Annotated in this window: 23 protein-coding genes and 1 pseudogene; 18 read left to right on the forward strand and 6 right to left on the reverse strand. The window is 72.5% G+C overall.

The genetic code is table 11. From position 1 onward, the window contains the following. The first annotated feature begins 14 nt into the window (after positions 1–14). The 10 genes from ACIG0D_RS15360 (at position 15) to ACIG0D_RS15405 (ending at position 6,954) form a co-directional block, all read left to right on the forward strand. Positions 15–572, forward strand: a complete 558-nt coding sequence (locus ACIG0D_RS15360) for a Uma2 family endonuclease (protein WP_399800460.1) — start codon at positions 15–17, stop codon at positions 570–572. 55 nt (positions 573–627) lie between these two features. Then, a complete protein-coding gene (locus ACIG0D_RS15365) occupies positions 628–1,278 on the forward strand; it encodes a UbiX family flavin prenyltransferase (protein ID WP_399800463.1) in 651 nt (216 codons plus the stop codon). Positions 1,279–1,329: 51 nt separating this feature from the next. Beyond that, on the forward strand, positions 1,330–1,785 hold the full coding sequence (locus ACIG0D_RS15370; RefSeq protein ID WP_365761028.1) for an Lrp/AsnC family transcriptional regulator: 456 nt from the start codon (positions 1,330–1,332) through the stop codon (positions 1,783–1,785). Between the two features lie 39 nt (positions 1,786–1,824). After that, on the forward strand, positions 1,825–2,988 hold the full coding sequence (gene mqnE, locus ACIG0D_RS15375) for an aminofutalosine synthase MqnE (RefSeq protein ID WP_399800466.1): 1,164 nt from the start codon (positions 1,825–1,827) through the stop codon (positions 2,986–2,988). 105 nt (positions 2,989–3,093) lie between these two features. After that, the gene (locus ACIG0D_RS15380) at positions 3,094–3,744 is read left to right on the forward strand and encodes a UdgX family uracil-DNA binding protein (RefSeq protein WP_399800468.1); all 651 of its coding nucleotides are present in this window, start codon (positions 3,094–3,096) and stop codon (positions 3,742–3,744) included. A 22-nt stretch (positions 3,745–3,766) separates the two neighbouring features. Next, positions 3,767–4,291, forward strand: coding sequence for a GNAT family N-acetyltransferase (locus ACIG0D_RS15385; RefSeq protein ID WP_399800471.1), 525 nt, complete (start codon positions 3,767–3,769; stop codon positions 4,289–4,291). Positions 4,292–4,366: 75 nt separating this feature from the next. After that, positions 4,367–4,666 (forward strand): DUF4229 domain-containing protein, encoded by a 300-nt coding sequence (locus tag ACIG0D_RS15390; protein ID WP_166001326.1) that lies wholly within the window; start codon positions 4,367–4,369, stop codon positions 4,664–4,666. Between the two features lie 151 nt (positions 4,667–4,817). Beyond that, a complete protein-coding gene (locus tag ACIG0D_RS15395) occupies positions 4,818–4,922 on the forward strand; it encodes a putative leader peptide (RefSeq protein WP_399800473.1) in 105 nt (34 codons plus the stop codon). 38 nt (positions 4,923–4,960) lie between these two features. Next, positions 4,961–6,280: a dicarboxylate/amino acid:cation symporter gene (locus tag ACIG0D_RS15400; protein WP_399800475.1), complete on the forward strand. Its 1,320-nt coding sequence runs from the start codon at positions 4,961–4,963 to the stop codon at positions 6,278–6,280. Positions 6,281–6,324: 44 nt separating this feature from the next. Beyond that, positions 6,325–6,954: a TetR/AcrR family transcriptional regulator gene (locus tag ACIG0D_RS15405; protein WP_365761018.1), complete on the forward strand. Its 630-nt coding sequence runs from the start codon at positions 6,325–6,327 to the stop codon at positions 6,952–6,954. On the opposite strand, the gene ACIG0D_RS15410 is transcribed toward ACIG0D_RS15405, so the two are convergent. After that, a complete protein-coding gene (locus ACIG0D_RS15410; RefSeq protein ID WP_399800478.1) occupies positions 6,937–7,779 on the reverse strand; it encodes a MaoC family dehydratase in 843 nt (280 codons plus the stop codon). The two genes, ACIG0D_RS15405 and ACIG0D_RS15410, sit on opposite strands and share 18 nt — an antisense overlap. Positions 7,780–8,014: 235 nt before the next feature. On the opposite strand from ACIG0D_RS15410, the gene ACIG0D_RS15415 reads away from it, so the two are divergent. Next, on the forward strand, positions 8,015–9,961 hold the full coding sequence (locus tag ACIG0D_RS15415) for an AMP-dependent synthetase/ligase (protein WP_399800480.1): 1,947 nt from the start codon (positions 8,015–8,017) through the stop codon (positions 9,959–9,961). Positions 9,962–10,071: 110 nt separating this feature from the next. Further along, the gene (locus ACIG0D_RS15420) at positions 10,072–10,413 is read left to right on the forward strand and encodes a DoxX family protein (RefSeq protein WP_399800482.1); all 342 of its coding nucleotides are present in this window, start codon (positions 10,072–10,074) and stop codon (positions 10,411–10,413) included. Positions 10,414–10,477: 64 nt separating this feature from the next. Here the strand turns inward: ACIG0D_RS15420 and ACIG0D_RS15425 are convergent, their stop codons facing one another. After that, positions 10,478–11,383, reverse strand: a complete 906-nt coding sequence (locus tag ACIG0D_RS15425; protein ID WP_399800485.1) for a LysR family transcriptional regulator — start codon at positions 11,381–11,383, stop codon at positions 10,478–10,480. A gap of 185 nt (positions 11,384–11,568) precedes the next feature. On the opposite strand from ACIG0D_RS15425, the pseudogene ACIG0D_RS15430 reads away from it, so the two are divergent. Together ACIG0D_RS15430 and ACIG0D_RS15435 are read left to right on the forward strand one after the other, a co-directional pair. Continuing rightward, positions 11,569–11,782, forward strand: a pseudogene (locus ACIG0D_RS15430) (DUF6817 domain-containing protein); the annotation flags it as partial. A 198-nt stretch (positions 11,783–11,980) separates the two neighbouring features. Beyond that, complete coding sequence (locus ACIG0D_RS15435; protein ID WP_399801276.1) at positions 11,981–12,292, forward strand: hypothetical protein; 312 nt, start codon at positions 11,981–11,983, stop codon at positions 12,290–12,292. A gap of 10 nt (positions 12,293–12,302) precedes the next feature. On the opposite strand, the gene ACIG0D_RS15440 is transcribed toward ACIG0D_RS15435, so the two are convergent. From ACIG0D_RS15440 to ACIG0D_RS15450, 3 genes are all read right to left on the reverse strand, one after another. Beyond that, positions 12,303–12,947, reverse strand: coding sequence for a class I SAM-dependent DNA methyltransferase (locus ACIG0D_RS15440; protein ID WP_399800488.1), 645 nt, complete (start codon positions 12,945–12,947; stop codon positions 12,303–12,305). An 86-nt stretch (positions 12,948–13,033) separates the two neighbouring features. Continuing rightward, positions 13,034–13,348 carry an AzlD domain-containing protein gene (locus tag ACIG0D_RS15445; protein ID WP_399800491.1) on the reverse strand — a complete coding sequence of 105 codons (315 nt, stop codon included), beginning with the start codon at positions 13,346–13,348 and terminating at the stop codon, positions 13,034–13,036. Further along, positions 13,345–14,040 carry an AzlC family ABC transporter permease gene (locus ACIG0D_RS15450; protein WP_399800493.1) on the reverse strand — a complete coding sequence of 232 codons (696 nt, stop codon included), beginning with the start codon at positions 14,038–14,040 and terminating at the stop codon, positions 13,345–13,347. The genes ACIG0D_RS15445 and ACIG0D_RS15450 overlap by 4 nt, the downstream gene beginning before the upstream one ends. Before the next feature lie 68 nt (positions 14,041–14,108). Between ACIG0D_RS15450 and ACIG0D_RS15455 the strand changes: the two genes are divergently transcribed. Beyond that, the gene (locus ACIG0D_RS15455) at positions 14,109–14,684 is read left to right on the forward strand and encodes a helix-turn-helix domain-containing protein (protein ID WP_399800496.1); all 576 of its coding nucleotides are present in this window, start codon (positions 14,109–14,111) and stop codon (positions 14,682–14,684) included. 106 nt (positions 14,685–14,790) lie between these two features. Here ACIG0D_RS15455 and ACIG0D_RS15460 read toward each other — a convergent pair whose 3' ends face one another. Continuing rightward, positions 14,791–14,994 (reverse strand): cold-shock protein, encoded by a 204-nt coding sequence (locus tag ACIG0D_RS15460; protein ID WP_004984723.1) that lies wholly within the window; start codon positions 14,992–14,994, stop codon positions 14,791–14,793. Between the two features lie 286 nt (positions 14,995–15,280). Here ACIG0D_RS15460 and ACIG0D_RS15465 point away from each other — a divergent pair, with 286 nt between their 5' ends. The 3 genes from ACIG0D_RS15465 (at position 15,281) to ACIG0D_RS15475 (ending at position 18,796) form a co-directional block, all read left to right on the forward strand. Beyond that, positions 15,281–16,129: a menaquinone biosynthesis protein gene (locus ACIG0D_RS15465; RefSeq protein WP_365763112.1), complete on the forward strand. Its 849-nt coding sequence runs from the start codon at positions 15,281–15,283 to the stop codon at positions 16,127–16,129. Between the two features lie 119 nt (positions 16,130–16,248). Further along, positions 16,249–18,063, forward strand: coding sequence for a protein kinase (locus ACIG0D_RS15470; RefSeq protein WP_399800498.1), 1,815 nt, complete (start codon positions 16,249–16,251; stop codon positions 18,061–18,063). Between the two features lie 106 nt (positions 18,064–18,169). Continuing rightward, positions 18,170–18,796 carry a DinB family protein gene (locus ACIG0D_RS15475; RefSeq protein ID WP_399800500.1) on the forward strand — a complete coding sequence of 209 codons (627 nt, stop codon included), beginning with the start codon at positions 18,170–18,172 and terminating at the stop codon, positions 18,794–18,796. The last annotated feature ends 293 nt before the right edge of the window (positions 18,797–19,089 follow it).

Consider the following 19,089-nt stretch of genomic DNA (forward strand, 5'->3'; position numbering starts at 1 on the left):
TACGGTGCGGTTCCGTGGACCGCCCGCGCGCGCAGCTTGCCCGCTTTCAGGACGCCTTTCCCGGGTACCGCACGGAGATCGTGGAGGGGAATGTCGTGGCATGCCCGCTCCGGCCGTCCCACGCGCGGACGATCTATCAGATCTGGAGCCGGCTCGAACCGCAGCTCGATCCGGAGTGGTCCCTGATCAGCGACGTGGCGATCCCCTTCGCCGAGGACTTCGAGTTCTGCCCTGACCTCGCGGTCATCCCGGCCGCCGAGCAACGCCGGAACCTGATCTCCTACCCGCCCGACCTTGTGGAGCTGGTCGTCGAGGTGGTCTCCTCGGGCAGCGTGCGCCACGACTACGAGGTCAAGGACAGGCACTACGCGGGCCGGGGGATTCCGAACTACTTGATCCTTGACCCGCTCCGGGGGCACGTCAGCACGATGTGGAACCCGGGGACGGACGGTTACCGGGGCCGCGACGTGGTGCCGTACGGGCCAGAGGTGGCGGTCGAGTCGCCGGTGGGGAGGCTGATGATCCGCACCGACGGGCTCCCCGTGGACCCCAAGGCTTCCCACCCGTCCTGAGGCCCGGCGGGCGCACCGGTACGCTCAAGATGTGAACGCAGGAGAATCGCAGCGCGTGCCTTGGATCGTGGGGGTGTCCGGGGCTTCCGGGACGCCGTACGCGGCGGCTGTGCTGCGTGGGCTGCTGGCGGCGGGGGAAGCGGTCGATCTGGTCGTCAGCCGGGCGTCGCGGCTGACGCTGCTGGACGAGACCGGGATCTCCTTCCGGGACGCGCACTGGCGCGACGACCTGCGGGACTGGCTGGCGCGCGGCGCGGACGGGAAGCCGGACACCTTCGAGGTCGACCTGGACCCGGTGCGGTACTGGAGCGCCGGGGACCTGGCCGCCGGGCCGTCCTCCGGGTCGTACCCGGCCAAGGGGATGATCATCGTGCCCGCGTCGACCGCCTCCGTGGCCGGAGTCGCGCTCGGGCTGTCCAAGGACCTGCTCCAGCGCGCGGCGAGCGTCGTGCTGAAGGAGCGGCGACCCCTCGTCGTCGCCGTCCGTGAGGCGCCCCTGAACGGGCAGACGCTGCGGCACCTCGTCGCGCTGGACGACGCCGGCGCCGTCGTCGTCCCCGCCTCACCCGGCTTCTACGCGGGCGCGACCCACATCCAGGACCTGGTCGACTTCGTCGCGGGCCGTGTCCTCGACGCGGTCGGAGTCCCCCACACGCTCTACCGCCGCTGGGAGGGGGAACTCGGCGGCGGCTCCCGTGACGACTGACCCTCCCCCACGCTCATTTCTCGGATCTCTTCAGCGGAAGGCTCGAATCGCATGGACGCGGTGGACAGGCAGCTCATCCAGGCCCTCAGGGAGAACGGCCGGGCCTCCTACGCGGAGCTGGGACGCCTCGTCGGCCTGTCGGGCCCCAGCGTCACCGACCGCATCAACCGGCTGGAGGCGGCCGGTGTCATCACCGGCTACCGCGCCACCGTGAACGCCGCCTCCCTCGGCCTCGGTGTCACCGCCCTGATCGGCATCTCGCTCTCCGACGCCGCCGACCACGAGGACGTGGCCCGCCGGCTGAAGGACCTCCCCGAGATCGAGGACTGCTGGTTCATCGCCGGTGACGACTCGTTCATGCTCAAGGTGCGGGCGACGGACGTGGACGGGCTGGAGAAGATCATCCGGCGGTTGTCCGGGACCAAGGGGGTCTCGCGGACTCGTACCACCATCGTGCTCTCCACCAAGTGGGAGAACCGGGTGGGCGAGTTGCCGGAAGAGGTCTAGGCGTAGGTTTGACGGAGTCTGTCGAGCGAAGGGAACACCATGGACGTCGGGCTCAAGCGCGAGCTGGAGGAGAAGGTCCGCTCCGGTGAGCGGCTGACCCGCGAGGACGGCATCGCGCTGTACGAGTCGGACGACCTGGCGTGGCTCGGCGGACTCGCGCACGAGGTGCGGACCCGGAAGAACGGCGACGTCGTGCACTTCAACGTCAACCGGCACCTCAACATGACCAACGTCTGTACGGCCTCCTGCGCCTACTGCTCCTTCCAGCGCAAGCCGGGGGAGAAGGACGCGTACACGATGCGCATCGAGGAGGCCGTCAAGCTCGCCAAGGCGATGGAGTCGGAGAACCTCACCGAGCTGCACATCGTCAACGGGCTGCACCCGAACCTGCCGTGGCGGTACTACCCGCGCTCGCTGCGCGAGCTGAAGGCCGCCCTGCCGAACGTCTCCCTGAAGGCGTTCACCGCGACCGAGATCCATCACTTCGAGACCATCTCGGGGCTCAGCGCCTCCGAGATCCTCGACGAGCTGATCGACGCCGGGCTGGAGTCGCTGACCGGCGGCGGTGCCGAGATCTTCGACTGGGAGGTCCGGCAGCACATCGTGGACCACCGCACCCACTGGGAGGACTGGTCCCGCATCCACCGGCTGGCGCACGAGAAGGGTCTGAAGACCCCGTGCACCATGCTCTACGGCCACATCGAGGAGCCCCGGCACCGCGTCGACCACGTGCTGCGGCTGCGCGAGCTCCAGGACGAGACCGGTGGCTTCCAGGTCTTCATCCCGCTGCGCTACCAGCACGACTTCGTCGACATGAAGGACGGCAAGATCCGCAACCGGCTCCAGGCGCGGACCACCATGGCCACGCCGGCCGAGGCGCTGAAGACCTTCGCGGTCTCCCGGCTGCTGTTCGACAACATCCAGCACGTCAAGGTGTTCTGGGTGATGCACGGGGTGCAGACCGCCCAGCTCGCGCTCCAGCACGGGGCCGACGACATGGACGGGTCGGTCGTCGAGTACAAGATCACCCACGACGCGGACAACTACGGCACGCCGAACAAGCTGACCCGGGACGATCTGCTGGACCTGATCCGGGACGCCGGGTTCCGGCCGGTGGAGCGGAACACCCGGTACGAGATCATCCGGGAGTTCGACGGGCCCGATCCGGCCCGGCGGGAGTCTCCGCAGCCTATGCGGGTGTGAGGCCGGTCGTTTTCCGGGTGCGGGCCGGTGGGGGCTGTCGCGCCCACGCGGCGGAGCCGCATATGGACAGAGGCCCGCGCCCCTGAGGTGGGTACTCGCCCCCATGTGAACGCGGCACCCGAGGACCAGTACACGGCTGCGCCCTTCGTTCCCGAGGACGTCCGGGACCTCGACGCCCTGCGGCAGGCCGCCGCCGGGTGTCGGGGCTGCCCCCTGCATCGCGACGCCACGCAGACCGTGTTCGGGGCGGGCAGTGCGGACGCCCGGGTCATGCTCGTCGGTGAGCAGCCCGGGGATCAGGAGGACCGTAAGGGGCGGCCCTTCGTCGGGCCCGCGGGGAAGCTGCTGGACCGGGCGCTCGCCGAGGCCGGGATCGATCCCGGTGAGGCCTACGTCACCAACGCGGTGAAGCACTTCAAGTTCACGCAGGCGGAGCCCCGCAAGCGGCGGATCCACAAGGCGCCGAGTCTGCGGGAGACGAGTGCCTGCGGGCCGTGGCTGGCGGCGGAGCTGGCGCTGGTCGAGCCCGAGCTGATCGTCGTGCTCGGGGCCACCGCGGGGAAGGCGCTGCTGGGGTCGTCGTTCCGGGTGGGCGAGGTGCGCGGGACGGTGCTGGAGCGGGAGATCCACGGGCACGCGGAGCGGCTGGTGCCGACCGTGCATCCGTCGTCGGTGCTGCGGGCGGACGACCGCGAGGGGGCGTACGAGGGGCTGGTGGCCGATCTTAGAGTGGCGGCACGCGTGCTGGCGTCATAGCCGTAATGGCTAGCATCGTCATATGGCCCTTACCTTCACGCTCGATCCCGCTGTCACCCCCGATCTGCGCGACGGCATCCTCGACCTGTGGACCGATGTCTCCAACGCGGGCGGAGCCGTCGGCTTCGTGCCGCCGGTGGAGCGGGAGGCGGTCCGGCCGGAGCTGGTGAGGCACCTGGTGGCGATGGCGGAGAGCCGGGCACGGCTGCTCGTGGGGCACGACGAGGACGGGCGGGTGGCCGCCACCGCCTTCTTCCACTTCAACACCCACCGGCTGATGACCCACTGGGTGTGGCTCTACACGGTGATGGTGCATCCCCGGCACCAGGGCAAGGGGTACGGCCGTGATCTCCTCGCCGCCGCGGAGGGCGCCGCGCGCGGGTTCGACGGGATCGAGGCGATCCGGCTGACCTGCCGGGGCGGGCTCGGCCTGGAGCGGTTCTACGGCTCCTGCGGCTACAAGGAGGTCGGCCGCGTGCCCGCCGCGATCCGGGTGGCGCCGGGGGACGACCGCGATGACGTGATCATGCTCCTGCCGCTGGGCTGACCCGCGTACAAGATCGGCGGCCCGGCGTGCTTCACTGGACGGTGGCCCCTTTTGGAATCGGAAGAGTGGATTGAGATGCTCCGGTACACGCTGATGCGCCTCGGGATCTTCGCGGGCTGCCTGCTGGTCGTCTGGGGTCTCGTCTACTCCGGCATCGCCCCGCGCGGTCTCGGCGCCTCCAACGGCCTGTGGGTCGTGCTGCTCGCGCTGGTGATCTCCGCGCCGATCAGCTTCGTCGTGCTGCGCGGCGAGCGGGACCGGGCGTCCGAGCAGATCGTGCGCAAGGTCGACCGGCTGAAGGCCGGCTTCGAGGCCGACCGCAGTCAGGAAGACCGCGCGGACGACGCGGCCCGCGCGCAGGGTCAGACGTCGTAAGGCGCGTCACATCGAGCGTCCCCTCGCTTCCGCCCCGGTTTCCGAAACCCCTGGAAACCGGGGCGTTTTGCATTCTGGGGGTCATATTCCCCTCGTGCCTCTCAAAGTAAGGCTTTGAGGTTCCCAAAGTTCAGGTGTTACGGTCTCTGGCATGAAGCCAGCAGTCGTGTCCGCCGACGCGCCGCGCAGCGTTCCGCTCGTGGCCCGTCTGCACGTGGACCTCTGCCGGTGCGCCTCCGCTGGCTGTCCCCGCTGACGCATTCCGCCGCGCACCCATTCCTTCTTCTTCGGAGCATGTCCGTGTCCGCGAACACGAAGTCGTTCAAGCTGCCCTTCTGGGCCCAGATACTCGCCGGCCTCGTCCTCGGCGTGGCCCTCGGCTGGATCGCCCGCAGCCAGGACGTGTCCTGGCTGGTCACCACCCTCGAGAAGATCGGCGACATCTTCGTCGGGCTGCTGAAGCTCGCTGTCGCCCCGCTCGTCTTCTTCGCGATCCTCGTCTCGATCACCAACCTGCGGAAGGTCAACAACGCCGCCCGGCTGGCCGGCCGCACCCTCCTCTGGTTCATGATCACCTCGCTGATCGCGGTGGCCATCGGCCTCGCCATCGGCCTGCTCACCAACCCCGGCGCCGGCACCGGCCTGACCCCGAAGGACGGTGAGCTGCCGGAGAAGACCGGCTCCTGGCTCGACTTCCTGACCGGGATCGTCCCGACCGACGTCATCACGCCGTTCACCGAGCTGAACGTGCTCCAGATCGTCTTCATGGCCGCCGTCGCCGGTGTCGCCGCCCTCCAGCTCGGCGAGAAGGCCCAGCCGATCCTCACCCTGAGCGAGTCCGTGCTGGAGCTGCTGCAGAAGGCCCTGTGGTGGGTCATCCGGCTCGCCCCGCTCGGCACCGTCGGCCTCATCGGCCACGCCATCGCCACCTACGGCTGGGACCTGATCGGCAAGTACGCCACCTTCACCGCCGACATCTACATCGGCTGCGCGCTGGTCCTCTTCGGCGTCTACCCGGCGCTGCTCGCCACCGTCGCCAAGGCCAACCCGGTCCAGTTCTTCAAGGGCGCCTGGCCCGCCATCCAGCTGGCCTTCGTCTCCCGCTCCTCCGTCGGCACCATGCCGGTCACGCAGAAGGTCACCGAGCGCCTCGGCGTGCCGAAGGAGTACGCCTCCTTCGCGGTGCCGTTCGGCGCCACCACCAAGATGGACGGCTGCGCCGCCATCTACCCGGCCATCGCCGCGATCTTCGTCGCGCAGATCTTCGACATCCAGCTCGGCGTCGGGGACTACCTGCTGATCGCGTTCGTGTCCGTGGTCGGCTCCGCCGCCACCGCCGGCCTCACCGGCGCCACGGTCATGCTGACCCTCACCCTGTCCACCCTGGGCCTGCCCATGGAGGGCGTGGGTCTGCTGCTCGCCATCGACCCGATCCTCGACATGATGCGCACCGCCACCAACGTGGCCGGCCAGGCGCTCGTGCCGGTCATCGTCTCGGCGCGTGAGGGCCTGCTGGACCGTACGGCCTACGACTCGGTGGGCGCCGGTTCCCCGGTCGACGAGCCCGCCCCGGTCGCGACCGACGGGTCCCGGGCGGTCGAGGCCACGGCCTGAACGATCGGTCGGTGACGCGACCGCACGGACCGTACGCTGTCCGCATGGGTTCCGTGAAGACCAAGCGGATGCCGCGTGCGGTCCGTGAGCAGCAGATGCTGGACGCCGCCGTACAGATCTTCGGGCGGCGCGGATACATGGCGGCGTCCATGGACGACATCGCGGAACTCGCGGGCGTGTCCAAGCCGTTGGTGTATCTGTATCTGAACTCCAAGGACGACCTGTTCGGCGCCTGCATCCGGCGGGAGGCGCGGGCGCTGATCGCGGCCGTCCGGGCCGGTATCGACCCGGCGCTGCCGCCGGACCGTCAACTGTGGGACGGGCTGCTGGCGTTCTTCACGCACACCGCCGAACACCCCGACGGCTGGTCGGTGCTGCACGTCCAGGCCCGCACCCACGGGGACGCGTTCGCCGCCGAGGTCACCGCGATGCGGGCGGAGGCGGTGGCGTTCGTGACCCGGCTGATCGCCGGGGCCGCCCCCGAGACGCACGCGGAGCGCGAGATCGCCGGGCTCGCCCAGTCGCTGGTGGGCGCCGCGGAGTCGCTCGCCGCGTGGGCCAACACCACCCCCGGCGTCACCGCCCGGCAGGCGGCGGCCACCCTGATGAACTTCGCGTGGGCGGGGCTGGGCGGTCTGCTGGAGGGGCGGTACTGGTCACCGCCGCGGGCCTGATCCGAGCCGTTCCACGATCCCCGTGAGATGGGTCCGGCCGTCGCCGCGCAGGGTGAAACGGCCGTTCCCGGCGGCGTATTCGACCGTTCCCGGGAGGGGGACGGGCGCCAGGAACCGGGCCCGGACCCGCACCGCGCCGGGGGTGCCGTGCGCGGCGAGGCAGCGGGCCACCGTCCACATGCCGTGCGCGATCGGCCGGGGAAAGCCGAAGAGACGCGCGGTCAGCGGGTGCAGGTGGATGGGGTTGCGGTCGCCGGAGACGGCGGCGTAACGGCGGCCGAGGTCGCCGCCGAGGCGCCACTCGGCGAGCGGGGGCAGCGTGGGCAGCGGCGCTGTTTCTTCGGTGACGTTCGCCTTGTCGGCCGCCCGGTCGGTTCCGTGCCGGGCGAGATATGTGCTGCGTGACTCCCATACGACCTCCCCGCCCGCCCGCAGCTCGGTCAGCACGGCCGCTTCCGTGCCCCGCCGGTGCGGCGCCAGTCCCTCGACGCGGACGGAGAGTTCGTAGGCGGCGGTGGCCGGGAGGGGGGTGTACCGGGTGAGGTCGAACCCGGTGTGGACCAGGCCGAGCAGCGGCAGCGGGAAGTCCCGGGCGCTCATCAGCCGCATGGCCAGGGGGAAGCCGAGCACGTGCGGATACGTAGGAGGCAGCGCGTCGTCGCCGGTCGGGAAACCGCAGATCCGCTCGTAGGCCGCGAGCCGCGCCAGGTCGATCCGGACGCCGGGGAGGGTGAGCGGGGCGCGGGGGAAGGCGGCGTCGGGGCGGGGGCGCCGGAAGGGGGAGAGCAGGGCGCCGCGCAGGAGGGAACCGGCGAGTGAGGGCATGGCTACGGGGGCTCCCTGGGGCGGGTCACTGTGCTGACTCAGAAGCTTACTTCGAAGTAAGGTTACCGTAGGTAAGGCCTTGTCGTATCCGGGAGTTGGGCGTGTGTGCAGGGCGCGCGTCCGCTCCGGATCGGCCCCGAACCGCCGTGGAACCCGCACAGAGCCCTCACGCGGGCACCGTAGGATGCGCGTCCTACCGGCGGTAATGCCACGAGCCGCCGCCCGGAGGAGCCGTATGCCGATCTCGTACTCGTCCCAGCCGCTGCCGCCCGCCTCGGGTGCCTCGGCCCTCGACTACGACCCGGACGGCGGCCCCGTCCTCGTCGAACCGGAGCTGCGGCGGCTGGACGGCGAGGTGCGCGAGGTGGCCGTACCGCCGCTGGTGCCGCCCGTGACGCACGGCTCGCTCGCCGACCTGCCGTTCGAGAACGCGGCGGCGGCGCCCGGACAGGTGGTGCTCAGCCGCCGTACCGGGGACGGGAGTTGGGCCGACGTCACGGCGGCGCGGTTCGCCGCCGAAGTGCACGGGCTCGCGAAGGGGCTCATCGCCGAAGGGCTCGCGCCGGGCGACCGGATCGCGATCATGGCGCGGACGTCGTACGAGTGGACCCTGCTCGACTTCGCCGCCTGGGCCGCCGGGCTGGTCACCGTGCCGGTGTACCCGACCTCCTCCGTCTTCCAGACCCGCTGGATCCTCCAGGACTCCGGCGCGGTCGCCCTCGTCACCGAGACCGCCGGGCAGGCCGCCGCACTCGGACCCGAACGGGACCGGCTGCCCGACCTGCGGCACCTGTGGGTCGTCGAGCAGGGGCATCTGGCGGGACTTGCCGAGCGGGGGGCGGCCGTACCCGACCCGGAAGTCCACGTACGGCGCGGGGTGCTGGGCCCCGACACCCTGGCCACCCTCGTCTACACCTCCGGCACCACCGGCCGCCCCAAGGGCTGCGCGCTCACCCACGGCAACTTCCTCGCCGAGGTCGACAACGCGATCGAACTCCTCTACCCCGTCTTCAAGGCACGCACGGACGAGGAACCGGCCACGCTGCTCTTCCTGCCGCTGTCCCACGTCTTCGGGCGGATGGTCGCGGTGGCCTGCGTCCGCGCCCGGGTACGGCTCGGGCACGCGCCGAGCCTGAAGGCCGAGGACCTGATCGCCGATCTCGCCGCCTTCCGGCCGACCTTCCTGCTGGCCATCCCGTACATGCTGGAGAAGGTCTTCAACAACGCGCGGGCCACTGCCGAACGGGGCGGCAAGGCGGGCTCGTTCGACCGCGCGGTGAACGTGGCCCGCCGGTACGGGGAGGCGGTCGAGGCCCGCCGCCACGGCACCGGCCCCGGACCCGGCGCCTCCCTGAAGGCGGCCCGCGCGCTCTACGACCCGCTGGTCTACCGCCGTATCCGCAACGCCCTCGGCGGCAGGCTCCGCTATCTCATCTGCGGCGGCTCACCGCTGGGCCGGGACCTCGCCGCGTTCTACCTGGGCGCCGGCATCGAGGTCTACGAGGGCTACGGCCTGACCGAGACGACCGGCGCCGCGACCGTGACCCCGCCGCTCAAACCCCGCCTCGGCACCGTCGGCTGGCCGCTGCCCGGCACCCGGGTGCGGATCGCCGCCGACGGTGAGGTGCTGCTGGCCGGCGGGCAGGTGCTGCGCGGCTACTGGGACCCGAATGCCGGGGTCGTCCCGGCCACCCCGGACGGCTGGTTCCCGACCGGCGACCTCGGGCGCCTCGACGACGAGGGCTATCTGACCATCACCGGCCGCAAGAAGGAGATCCTGATCACCGCCGGCGGCAAGAACGTGGCCCCGGCGCCGCTGGAGAACTGGCTCCGGCAGCACCCGCTGATCTCCCACTGCGTCGCCATAGGCGACCGCCGCCCGTACGTCGCCGCGCTGATCACCCTCGACATGGAGGGCGTCAGCCACTGGCGCCGGATGAACGGCAAGCACCCCGTCCCGGCGGAACTCCTCACCGAGGACCCCGAGTTGCGGGCCGTCCTGCAACGGGCCGTCGACGAGGCCAACAAGCTCGTCTCGCGCCCCGAGTCCATCCGCCGCTTCGCCGTCCTCCCCGCCGACTTCACCGAGGAGGCCGGCCATCTGACCCCGTCGATGAAGCTGCGCCGGGCGGTGATCCTGCGCGACTTCGCGCGGGAGGTGGAGGCACTGTACGGCTCCTGAGGTGACGGTGGACACATCGGCTCGTTCCCGCTCACACTCCCGCGCCCTGCCCTGTCAGCCAGGTGAACGAGACGAACGAGACGAACGAGCCGAACGAGAAGGAGCCGAAGATGTCCACTGCCTACGTCGTCGCCACCGTCCTGGGCGCCGTGATGGCGGGATTCTCCGCCGGAGCCGTGTACTTCCGCGCCGAGTGGGTCGTCAAGTCGCTGGCCGGTTACGGGGTTCCCCGCTCCTGGTGGCCCTGGCTGGCCGCCGCCAAGGCCGCGGGCGCGGTGGGGCTGCTGGCCGGCCTGGCGGTCCCGGCGATCGGCATCGCGGCGGCGATCGGCCTGGTCCTCTACTTCACCGGAGCGATCGTCACCATCCTCCGCGCCCGCTCGTTCTCGCACGTCCCGATCCCCCTGCTGTACGCGGCCCCGGCCCTGGCGTCGCTGGTGCTGGCGGCCTGAGGGCGGCGGGATCGCCGGGTGAGGACCCGGCGTCGTATCGAACGGAGGAGCGAAGCCGCCGGGTTCAGGTTTCCGCCGGTGCCGTCGTGCCGCAGCGGGCGGCGACCGTGTCGGCGAAGGTTCTGGCCTGGGGGGTGAGCGCGTCCCAGTGGCGGACGGCCCAGCCGACGGCCAGGGGACGCAGAGCGGGCACCGGGATGAGGCGCAGGCCCGTGGCGCCGGTGCCGCGGGCGCCCGGCAGGGCGGGGACCAGCGCGCGGCCCAGGCCCAGTTCGGCCAGGAGCAGGGCCGTGTCCCAGTCGGCGACGCTCGTGTCGTAGCCGAAGCGGACGCCGAGGTCGGCGCAGGCCGCGTCGAGGTGGGCGGCGGAGGTGGAGTTCGGGGGGAGACGGATCAGGCGCAGGTCGGTCAGCTCCTCCGGGCGCAGGGCGGGGCGGTCGGCGAGCGGATCGTCGGCGGGGACCGCGAGGACCCAGGGCAGCTCGGCCACCGGGCGCTGCTCGATGCCGCGCACCGGCGGGCCGAGGGTGATCCACGCGAGGTCCAGGTCGCTGTCGGTGAGCGCGTCGAAGCAGGCGCGGCTGGAGCTCTCGGTACGGAACTCCAGGCTGACCCGGGGGCGGCGGCGCCGGAAGTCGACGATGGCGTCGGCCATGAAGTGCCGTACGGTCGTCGCCCCCGTCGCCACCCGCACCGAGCCGGTCTCCCCGTCGGCCAGGTCCCGCAGCCGCCGCAGCGCGAGGTCGAGCCCCGCGATGCCCTCCGCGGCGGCGGCCTCCAGAACCCGGCCCGCCGCCGTGGGCACCACCCCGCGCGGGCGCCGCTCCAGCAGGCTCACCCCCGTCTCCCGCTCCAGCCGCTTGACGTGCTGGCTCACCGCCGACTGCGTACAGCCCAGGTCACGGGCCACGGCGCTGAGGTTTCCGGCACGGCACACGGCCACGAACACACGCAGGTCGTCGAGCGTCATGACCCCCAAGGTATCGCTTGGAAGCAGGCAGTTTTTCCAAGGATTGACTGGGTGTCAGGTCGTGTACGACGATCTCCGCAGGGCCCGGGCGGCAACCCGCTCCGCGCCCCGCCGGGGTCCGGACCGAGGGCGGGGCGAGGAGCGGGTGCCGACCCACACGACCTGCCGACAGGGGGACCTGGCTCATGACGCACACCGCCGAGCACGCTCGTGACCTGCTGCGCCGCTCGGGCGCCGCCGCCGTCGGCCACCCCGGCGGCGGCACCCTCCTCGCCCACCTCGACCGCGTCCGCGACCGGCTCGCCGGCTGGGGCGCCCGCCCCGCCCTCCAGCTCGCCGGCCTCTGCCACGCCTGCTACGGCACCGACGGATTCGCCGTGGCCCTGCTGCCCCTAGGGCCTGTCTGACAAATTGCCGCCTGCCCTGCGGCGCCTGGCACGCGCGCTCGCCCCGTTGCCGAAACGCCCACGTGGCTCCGCCACGAGGGCGCTCCGGCGCCTTGCGATCGCACGCACCAGACACCGCAGGGCCCGCCCTTCGGGCGGACGACGGGAATTTGTCAGACAGGCCCTGGCCCGGCGCGCCGAACTCGCCGACGTGATCGGCGCGGAGGCCGAGGCCATCGTGTACGGGTACGCCGGCCTCGACCGCGCCGCCGGCTACCCGCGCTTCGCCGACACCGACGCCGTCCTGCCCGACCGCTTCACCGGCACCGCCCGCCCCGCGGACCCCCGGCTGCGCCGTGACCTCGCCGAACTCACCGCCGCCAACGAACTCGACCTCGCCGCCCACGACCCCGCCTTCCGCGACCGCTTCGGCGCCGAGCTGCTGGGCCTCCTCACGCGCCTGCGTCCGCTGCTGACCGCGGCGGCCTGGGCGGACTGCCGGGCGGTGCTGGGCGACGCCTGACGCCCCCGGATCACCTGCGCACGGCCGTCAGGAACGCCTGCGGAGCCGACTCGCCCTTCTCCTCCTCCGCCTCCCGCACGGTCCGCGACCGCACGGCGAACCCGGCGCCCTCCAACAGCTTCGTCATGTGCTCCGGCCGCCGCCGCTCGAAGTCGAGGGCGACGGGGTGACCGAAGGGCCGCTCCAGGCGGAGGGGCGCGTCACCGGCCTGGAAGGCGAGGAGCAGGTGCCCGCCGGGCGCCAGGACGCGGGCGAACTCGGCGAAGAGATCGGGGAGGCGGTCCGCCGGCGTGTGGATGGAGGAGTACCAGGAGACGATCCCGGCGAGCCGCCCGTCCGGCAGGCCGAGATCCAGCATGGACCCCTGCTCGAACCGCAGCCCCGGATTCTCCCGCCGGGCGACGGCCAGCATGGACTCAGACAGGTCCACACCGAACACGCGCACCCCGAGCGAGGCGAGACGGGCCGTCACCCGCCCCGGCCCGCAGCCCAGGTCCGCCACCTCCCCGGTGTCCCCGACGAGCTCGGCGAACGCCCCGAGGAGCGCCACGTCCAGCGGCGAATGGGCGATGACACCGGCGAAGTGGCGGGCGTAGTCCTCCGCGACGGCGTCGTAGAAGGTGCGGGTGGCGGCGAGGAAGTCGGAGTCGGTCATGGGCACGGACCCTAGACCCGGCCACCGACAGCGCCCGTCCCACTCCTCCTTTCCTTACGTCGTCCCGGCCTTCTTCATGGCCTTCTTCACGGCACGCCCAGCGCCCGCAGTACGGCCGTCACCCCCACCCCCGCCAGGACCACCACCACGAACGGCGCCCGCCGCCACGCCAGCACGACCGCCGTCAGCACCCCGGCCGGGCGGGCCCACCCGGCGAGGCCGGTGCCCTCGGTGAGCGCGCCCGTGGCGAGCAGGGCGACGAGCAGGACCACCGCCCCCGCGGACAGCAGCTCCTGCGCGCGCGGCGGCACCGCAACCCGTCCGTGCAGCACGGGCCCGACCAGGCGGAGGGCGTACGTCGCGGCGGCCAGCGCCAGGACCAGGACGACCGGCGCGCTCATCCCGCCACCGCCTTCTCGCGGGCGCCGCCGCCGTACAGCGCGAGCCCGGCGAGGGCGAGCAGCACCGGCACCCCGGCCGGGACGACCGGTGTGACGGCGAGCGCCACGCAGGCGCCGAGCAGCGCACAGCGGCGGAGGCGCGGATCGTCGCGCAGGGCGGGGACCACGAGGGCGGCGAGGACGGCGGGGAAGGCCGTGTCCAGGCCGTAGACCGCGGTGTCGCCGAGTGCGCTGCCCGCGAGGGCGCCGGCCAGGACGGAGACGTTCCACACGGTGAACAGCCCGATCCCGGAGACCCAGAACGCGGTGCGCCGCCGCTCCGGGTCGGGCTGGGCGAGGGCGAAGGCGACGGTCTCGTCGGTGATCAGATGGGCGCCCGCCAGACGGGCGAGCCTGCCCCGTCCGACGACGTCGGCGACCGCCACGCCGAACGCGGCCAGCCGGGTGTTCAGCAGCACCCCGGTGGCGACCGCGGCGAGCGGCCCGCCCCCGGCGAACAGCACACCGACCGCGCTGAACTGCGCCGATCCCGCGTACACCACCAGGGACATCACCACGGGAACCCAGACGGGCAGTCCCCCGGCGACGGCGATCGCGCCGAAGGAGATTCCCACGATGCCGCTGGCCACCCAGACCAGTGAGGCGTCGCGGACCAGGGAGGCAACCATGGGTGTTCGGAGTGGCGAACGCATGTTTTCTACAATGAACAGACGGCTCGCTGTTCGTCAAGCCGAACGATCGTACTTCTGGAGCGAACGACATGACCGACGGCACCCCGAGCACCCCGCCCCGGCTCCCTCTCGACTGGATCGCCGCCGCCCTGCGCCGCGAGCGCACCCGCGCCGGACTGTCCCTGTCGGAGCTGGCCAAACGGGCCGGGATCGCCAAGTCGACGCTGTCCCAGCTGGAGGCGGCGAGCGGGAACCCGAGCATGGAGACGATCTGGGCGCTCGGCGTGGCCCTGGGAGTCCCGTTCAGCGCGCTGGTCGAGCCGCCGGCACCGGCCGTCCGGGTGATTCGCGCCGGAGAGGGGCCCGCCGTCGCCTCCGAACAGGCGAACTACGTGGCGACGCTGCTCTCGGCGAGCCCGCCCGGCGCGCGGCGTGACATCTACCACCTACGGGCCGAACCGGGCGCCGCACGGGAATCCGAGCCGCATATCCCGGGCACCGTCGAGCATCTGATCGTCAGCACCGGACGGGTGAAAGCGGGGCCGCGCGGGGAGAGCGTGGAACTCGGGCCGGGCGATTACATGGCGTATCGCGGAGATGTGCCGCACGCCTACGAGGCGCTGGCGCCGGGCACCACGTTCGTGCTGATCATGCAGCACGTGTGAGAAGTCCGAGAATTCGCGAGAAGTTCACCGGAAAAGGGCAGGAGCCCCGTCGCCGTACGGCGCGGGGCTCCTTGGGTACTGCACTCGATCCCGGATCAAGAAAGGATCAGACCGGGGTGACGTTCTCGGCCTGCGGACCCTTCGGGCCCTGCGTGACGTCGAAAGACACCTGCTGGTTCTCCTCGAGGGACCGGAAGCCGGTCGCGTTGATCGCGGAGTAGTGGACGAAGACGTCGGGGCCGCCGCCTTCCTGGGCAATGAAGCCAAAGCCCTTTTCGGCGTTGAACCACTTAACGGTTCCGGTAGCCATAAGCCCTCCTTGGGCTCAAAGGGTTGCCCTGCTCCAGAACCAGCAAGTGTGAAGACGAGTTCTCACAACTGCATCCGCCTGAAAACGACGAGAGCCCGCGGTCACATGCTCCGCAGGCTCTGCACTGCAAGGGAAACCAAACTGCAACTTGCGGCGAGCCTAGCACGCGGGCACCGGAAAGCAATAGAGGTCAAGATCACGTCACCCGGATGTTTGAAGATCGCGACGCACCTCTGACGCCGGGGGTGGGGTCTGGACCCTACCCCACAGGGTCTAGCCTCGCGATGTGGACATTTCTCGCACCCGGCCGCGCGTCGGCCACATCCAGTTCCTGAACTGCCTGCCCCTGTACTGGGGGCTCGCGAGAACGGGCACGCTTCTCGACTTCGAGCTGACGAAGGACACCCCGGAGAAGCTCAGCGAGCAGCTGGTGCAGGGAGAGCTCGACGTCGGCCCCGTCACCCTCGTCGAGTTCCTGAGAAACGCGGACGACCTGGTCGCCTTCCCCGACATCGCCGTCGGCTGCGACGGACCGGTCATGTCCTGCGTGATCGTCTCGCAGGTCCCGCTCGACCGCCTCGACGGCGCCCGGGTCGCCCTCGGCTCGACCTCGCGCACCTCGGTCCGGCTGGCCCAGCTGCTGCTGGCGGAACGGTTCGGCGTCCAGCCCGACTACTACACCTGCCCGCCCGACCTCAGCCTGATGATGCAGGAGGCCGAGGCAGCCGTCCTCATCGGCGACGCGGCGCTGCGCGCCAACCTGATCGACGGGCCCCGCTTCGGCCTGGAGGTGCACGACCTGGGCGCCCTGTGGAAGGAGTGGACGGGGCTGCCGTTCGTCTTCGCGGTGTGGGCGGCGCGCCGTGACTACGTCGAGCGCGAGCCGGTCCTCACCCGCCAGGTCCACGAGGCGTTCCTCGCCTCCCGCAACCTCTCCCTGGAGGAGGTCGGCAAGGTCGCCGAGCAGGCGGCCCGCTGGGAGGCCTTCGACGAGCGGGTCCTGGAGCGGTACTTCACCACGCTCGACTTCCGCTTCGGCGAACCGCAGCTCGCGGCCGTCGCCGAGTTCGCCCGCCGGGTCGGCCCGACGACGGGCTTCCCCGCGGACGTGCGGGTGGAGCTGCTGCGGCCGTAGGAAACCGGCCGCGGGAAGCCCGCCCGGGCGAGTCCGCGCCGGGGCGAGTCCGCGCCGGGGCGCGCGAACGTGCGTAACCTGCTGGGGGATTGTCAGGTCCACGGGGGAGGGGGCGCGCCATGCAGCCGCTCGGAGCGGACGAACCCACCAGCGTGGGGCCCTACCGGCTGCTCGGCCGGCTCGGCTCCGGCGGGATGGGACGGGTGTACGTCGGCCGCAGCGCCGGCGGGCGCACGGTCGCGGTGAAGATCGTGCACCCGCACTTCGCGCTCGACGAGGAGTTCCGGGCCCGTTTCCGCCGTGAGGTCGCCGCGGCCCGGCGGGTCGGCGGCTCCTGGACGGCACCGGTCCTGGACGCCGACCCGGAGGCGCCGGTGCCGTGGGTGGCCACCGCGTACGCGGCGGGGCCCTCCCTGGCGGCGGCGGTCGCCGACACCGGCCCGCTGCCCGCGCACTCCGTCCGCGCGCTGGGCGCCGGACTCGCCGAGGCGCTGGGCGCGGTGCACGCGCTGGGCCTGGTGCACCGGGACGTGAAGCCGTCGAACGTCCTGCTCACCCTGGACGGCCCGGTGCTGATCGACTTCGGCATCGCCCGCGCCACGGACGGCACGGCGTCCCTGACCTCGACCGGCGTCTCCGTCGGCTCGCCCGGCTACATGTCCCCCGAGCAGATCCTCGGCGAGGAGGTCACCGGCGCGGCGGACGTCTTCTCGCTGGGCACGGTCCTGGCGTACGCGGCGACCGGCGAGCCGCCCTTCCCCGGCGACTCCTCCGCAGCGCTGCTCTACAAGGTCGTCCACGAGGAGCCGAGGCTCACCGGTCTGGACGGCGATCTGCGGGACCTGGTCGCCGCCTGCCTCGCCAAGGACCCGGCCGCCCGCCCGGCCCCCGCCGAGGTCGCCGGCCGGCTCGCGCCCCAGGGTGCGGCCCGCCTGATCGCCGAGGGCTGGCTGCCGGGCCCGGTGGTGGAGGGGGTGAGCCGCAGCGCCGTACGGCTCCTGAACCTGGAGGCGGCACAGGAGCCCGCGCCCGCCGGCCCGGCACGGGAGCCCGTGTCCGGCCCCGTCGGCTTCAGCAGCCCCGCGGTCGGCGTTGACCCGACGAGCGGCAGCTTCGGCCCACCGCCCGCGATGCCCCCGGCCTTTCCGGAGCCCAGGGAGGCGCCCGCGGAGGAGAGGGAGACAGGTCCGCACAAGAGGGAGGCCCCTTCGGAGGGGACCGCGGGGCCGGACGCCACCGCCGGACCGCCGCCGCAGGCCACGCCCGCCCCGCACGACGCGGCCACCGCCTCCGCCGTACGCCCCAACAAGCTCTCCGTCACCGTCGCCGCCTCGGCGACCCCGGGAGAGGGCGGCCGGGGGCGGCGGCTCAGCTGCTCGGTCGCGCTCGCCGTCGCGGGGGCGCTCGCGGCGGTGACCGTGGGCGGCACCGTCCTGTTCGACCTGCTGCCCGGCCGCCAGGACGACGGCATGGGCGCGGGCGGCGGCGCCTACTCCCCGGCCCCGACCCTGATGGACCCCGCCGACCCCGGCCCCGGGGAGGCCGAGGCCTCCGGCGACGACACCGCCCCCGAGCCCGCCGCCACCATCCCCCGGCGCTACCTCGGCACCTGGGAGGGCCAGGGCACCGCCCTCGGCGGCAAGCTCCCCGTCGGCACCTTCCGGGTCACCGTGCGGCAGGCGGCGGTCGGCGAGGAGATGGGCAAGGTGCGGCAGACCGACGCGCTCGGCGGCGTCTGCACGGACATCCTCACCCTGAAGCAGGCCGGCGAGAAACAACTCGTCGCCACGTCCGTCGGCGCCGAGTCCAACCACGCCGGATGCAGCCAGGCGAAGACGACCATACGGCTCACCCCGGTGGGCGACGACCTGCGCTACGAGTCCGAGAGCCCGGAGTCGGGCCGCCCCGAGGCCCGCATCTCCCGGGTCGAGTGACAGCGGGCCGGGCTCGCGAGGCCGGTTCCCGGAAACCGGGCGCCAGGGCGGGGGCCGCGCTGCCAGACTGGCGGGTCGACACGTCGGCCCGTCACAGGAGCGTCGTATGCACTCACCCCGGCTGGTTCCGTTGCTGGAGCAGTTCGACTTCGCGTGCGAGCGGCTCACCGGCCGGCTCGCCGGGCCCGTCGTGGACAGCGGGGACGGGACGCCGACCGCGGTCGGTCCGATGACCGACGAGGAGTACTTCTGGGAGCCGGTGCCCGGCTGCTGGTCGGTCCGGCGGCGCTCGGCCGGGCCCGGCGCGCGGGCGACGGCGCTCAGCGGTCACCCGGCCGGGGAGTGGGGGCGCGACAGCGCGCCGTATCCGCACCCCTCGCCGCCGCCGTTCACCACGATCGCCTGGCGGCTGACCCACCTCGCCGAGATGCTGACCCTGCGCGCCGACCACACCCCGTCCGGCGGCCGCACCCTCACCCGGGACGACTACCGGGTCAGCGGGGACGCCGCCACGGCGGTCGCCGCCTTCGAACAGGGCGCCGCGGCCTGGCGCCAGGTGCTGGTGAAGGCGGACGACGCCGCCCTCGACACCGTCGGGTACTGCACCTATCCGCACGGCAGCGACGCCGAGGAGCCGTTCGTCGACATCGTGTGGTGGGTCAACCAGGAAGTGCTGCACCACGGCGCCGAGATCGCCCTCCTGCGTGATCTGTTCCGCGGCCGGCGGGACTGACCGTGCCGACGGTGTGGCTGATCGCCGCGGCGGCGGCCTGGGGCGCCGCGGCCGGCGCGGCGCTGCCCCGGGCGGCGTACCGGTTGTCGGTGCCGCACGGGGACGCGGGGGTGGTGACGACCGGGGGAGCGGGGGCGCTGATCACCGGGGGAGCGGAGCCCTCCGGGGGTGTCCCGTCCTCCGGGGGTGTCCCGTCCTCCGGGGGTCGCCCGTCCTCCGGGGGCGTCCCGTTCGCTGGGGGTGTCCCATCCTCCGGGGGCGCCCTGTCCTCCGGGAGTCGCCCGTCCTCCGGG

Source organism: Streptomyces sp. NPDC052773, from assembly GCF_044547145.1.
Taxonomy (GTDB): Bacteria; Actinomycetota; Actinomycetes; order Streptomycetales; family Streptomycetaceae; genus Streptomyces.

Coding starts and splice junctions, on each gene's coding strand:
- ACIG0D_RS15370 (WP_365761028.1), top strand. CDS start 1,330: ATGGACGCGGTGGACAGGCAGCTCATCCAGGCCCTCAGGGAGAACGGC.
- mqnE (WP_399800466.1), top strand. CDS start 1,825: ATGGACGTCGGGCTCAAGCGCGAGCTGGAGGAGAAGGTCCGCTCCGGT.
- ACIG0D_RS15385 (WP_399800471.1), top strand. CDS start 3,767: ATGGCCCTTACCTTCACGCTCGATCCCGCTGTCACCCCCGATCTGCGC.
- ACIG0D_RS15390 (WP_166001326.1), top strand. CDS start 4,367: ATGCTCCGGTACACGCTGATGCGCCTCGGGATCTTCGCGGGCTGCCTG.
- ACIG0D_RS15395 (WP_399800473.1), top strand. CDS start 4,818: ATGAAGCCAGCAGTCGTGTCCGCCGACGCGCCGCGCAGCGTTCCGCTC.
- ACIG0D_RS15400 (WP_399800475.1), top strand. CDS start 4,961: ATGTCCGTGTCCGCGAACACGAAGTCGTTCAAGCTGCCCTTCTGGGCC.
- ACIG0D_RS15405 (WP_365761018.1), top strand. CDS start 6,325: ATGGGTTCCGTGAAGACCAAGCGGATGCCGCGTGCGGTCCGTGAGCAG.
- ACIG0D_RS15410 (WP_399800478.1), bottom strand. CDS start 7,779: ATGCCCTCACTCGCCGGTTCCCTCCTGCGCGGCGCCCTGCTCTCCCCC.
- ACIG0D_RS15415 (WP_399800480.1), top strand. CDS start 8,015: ATGCCGATCTCGTACTCGTCCCAGCCGCTGCCGCCCGCCTCGGGTGCC.
- ACIG0D_RS15420 (WP_399800482.1), top strand. CDS start 10,072: ATGTCCACTGCCTACGTCGTCGCCACCGTCCTGGGCGCCGTGATGGCG.
- ACIG0D_RS15425 (WP_399800485.1), bottom strand. CDS start 11,383: ATGACGCTCGACGACCTGCGTGTGTTCGTGGCCGTGTGCCGTGCCGGA.
- ACIG0D_RS15440 (WP_399800488.1), bottom strand. CDS start 12,947: ATGACCGACTCCGACTTCCTCGCCGCCACCCGCACCTTCTACGACGCC.
- ACIG0D_RS15445 (WP_399800491.1), bottom strand. CDS start 13,348: ATGAGCGCGCCGGTCGTCCTGGTCCTGGCGCTGGCCGCCGCGACGTAC.
- ACIG0D_RS15450 (WP_399800493.1), bottom strand. CDS start 14,040: ATGCGTTCGCCACTCCGAACACCCATGGTTGCCTCCCTGGTCCGCGAC.
- ACIG0D_RS15455 (WP_399800496.1), top strand. CDS start 14,109: ATGACCGACGGCACCCCGAGCACCCCGCCCCGGCTCCCTCTCGACTGG.
- ACIG0D_RS15460 (WP_004984723.1), bottom strand. CDS start 14,994: ATGGCTACCGGAACCGTTAAGTGGTTCAACGCCGAAAAGGGCTTTGGC.
- ACIG0D_RS15470 (WP_399800498.1), top strand. CDS start 16,249: ATGCAGCCGCTCGGAGCGGACGAACCCACCAGCGTGGGGCCCTACCGG.
- ACIG0D_RS15475 (WP_399800500.1), top strand. CDS start 18,170: ATGCACTCACCCCGGCTGGTTCCGTTGCTGGAGCAGTTCGACTTCGCG.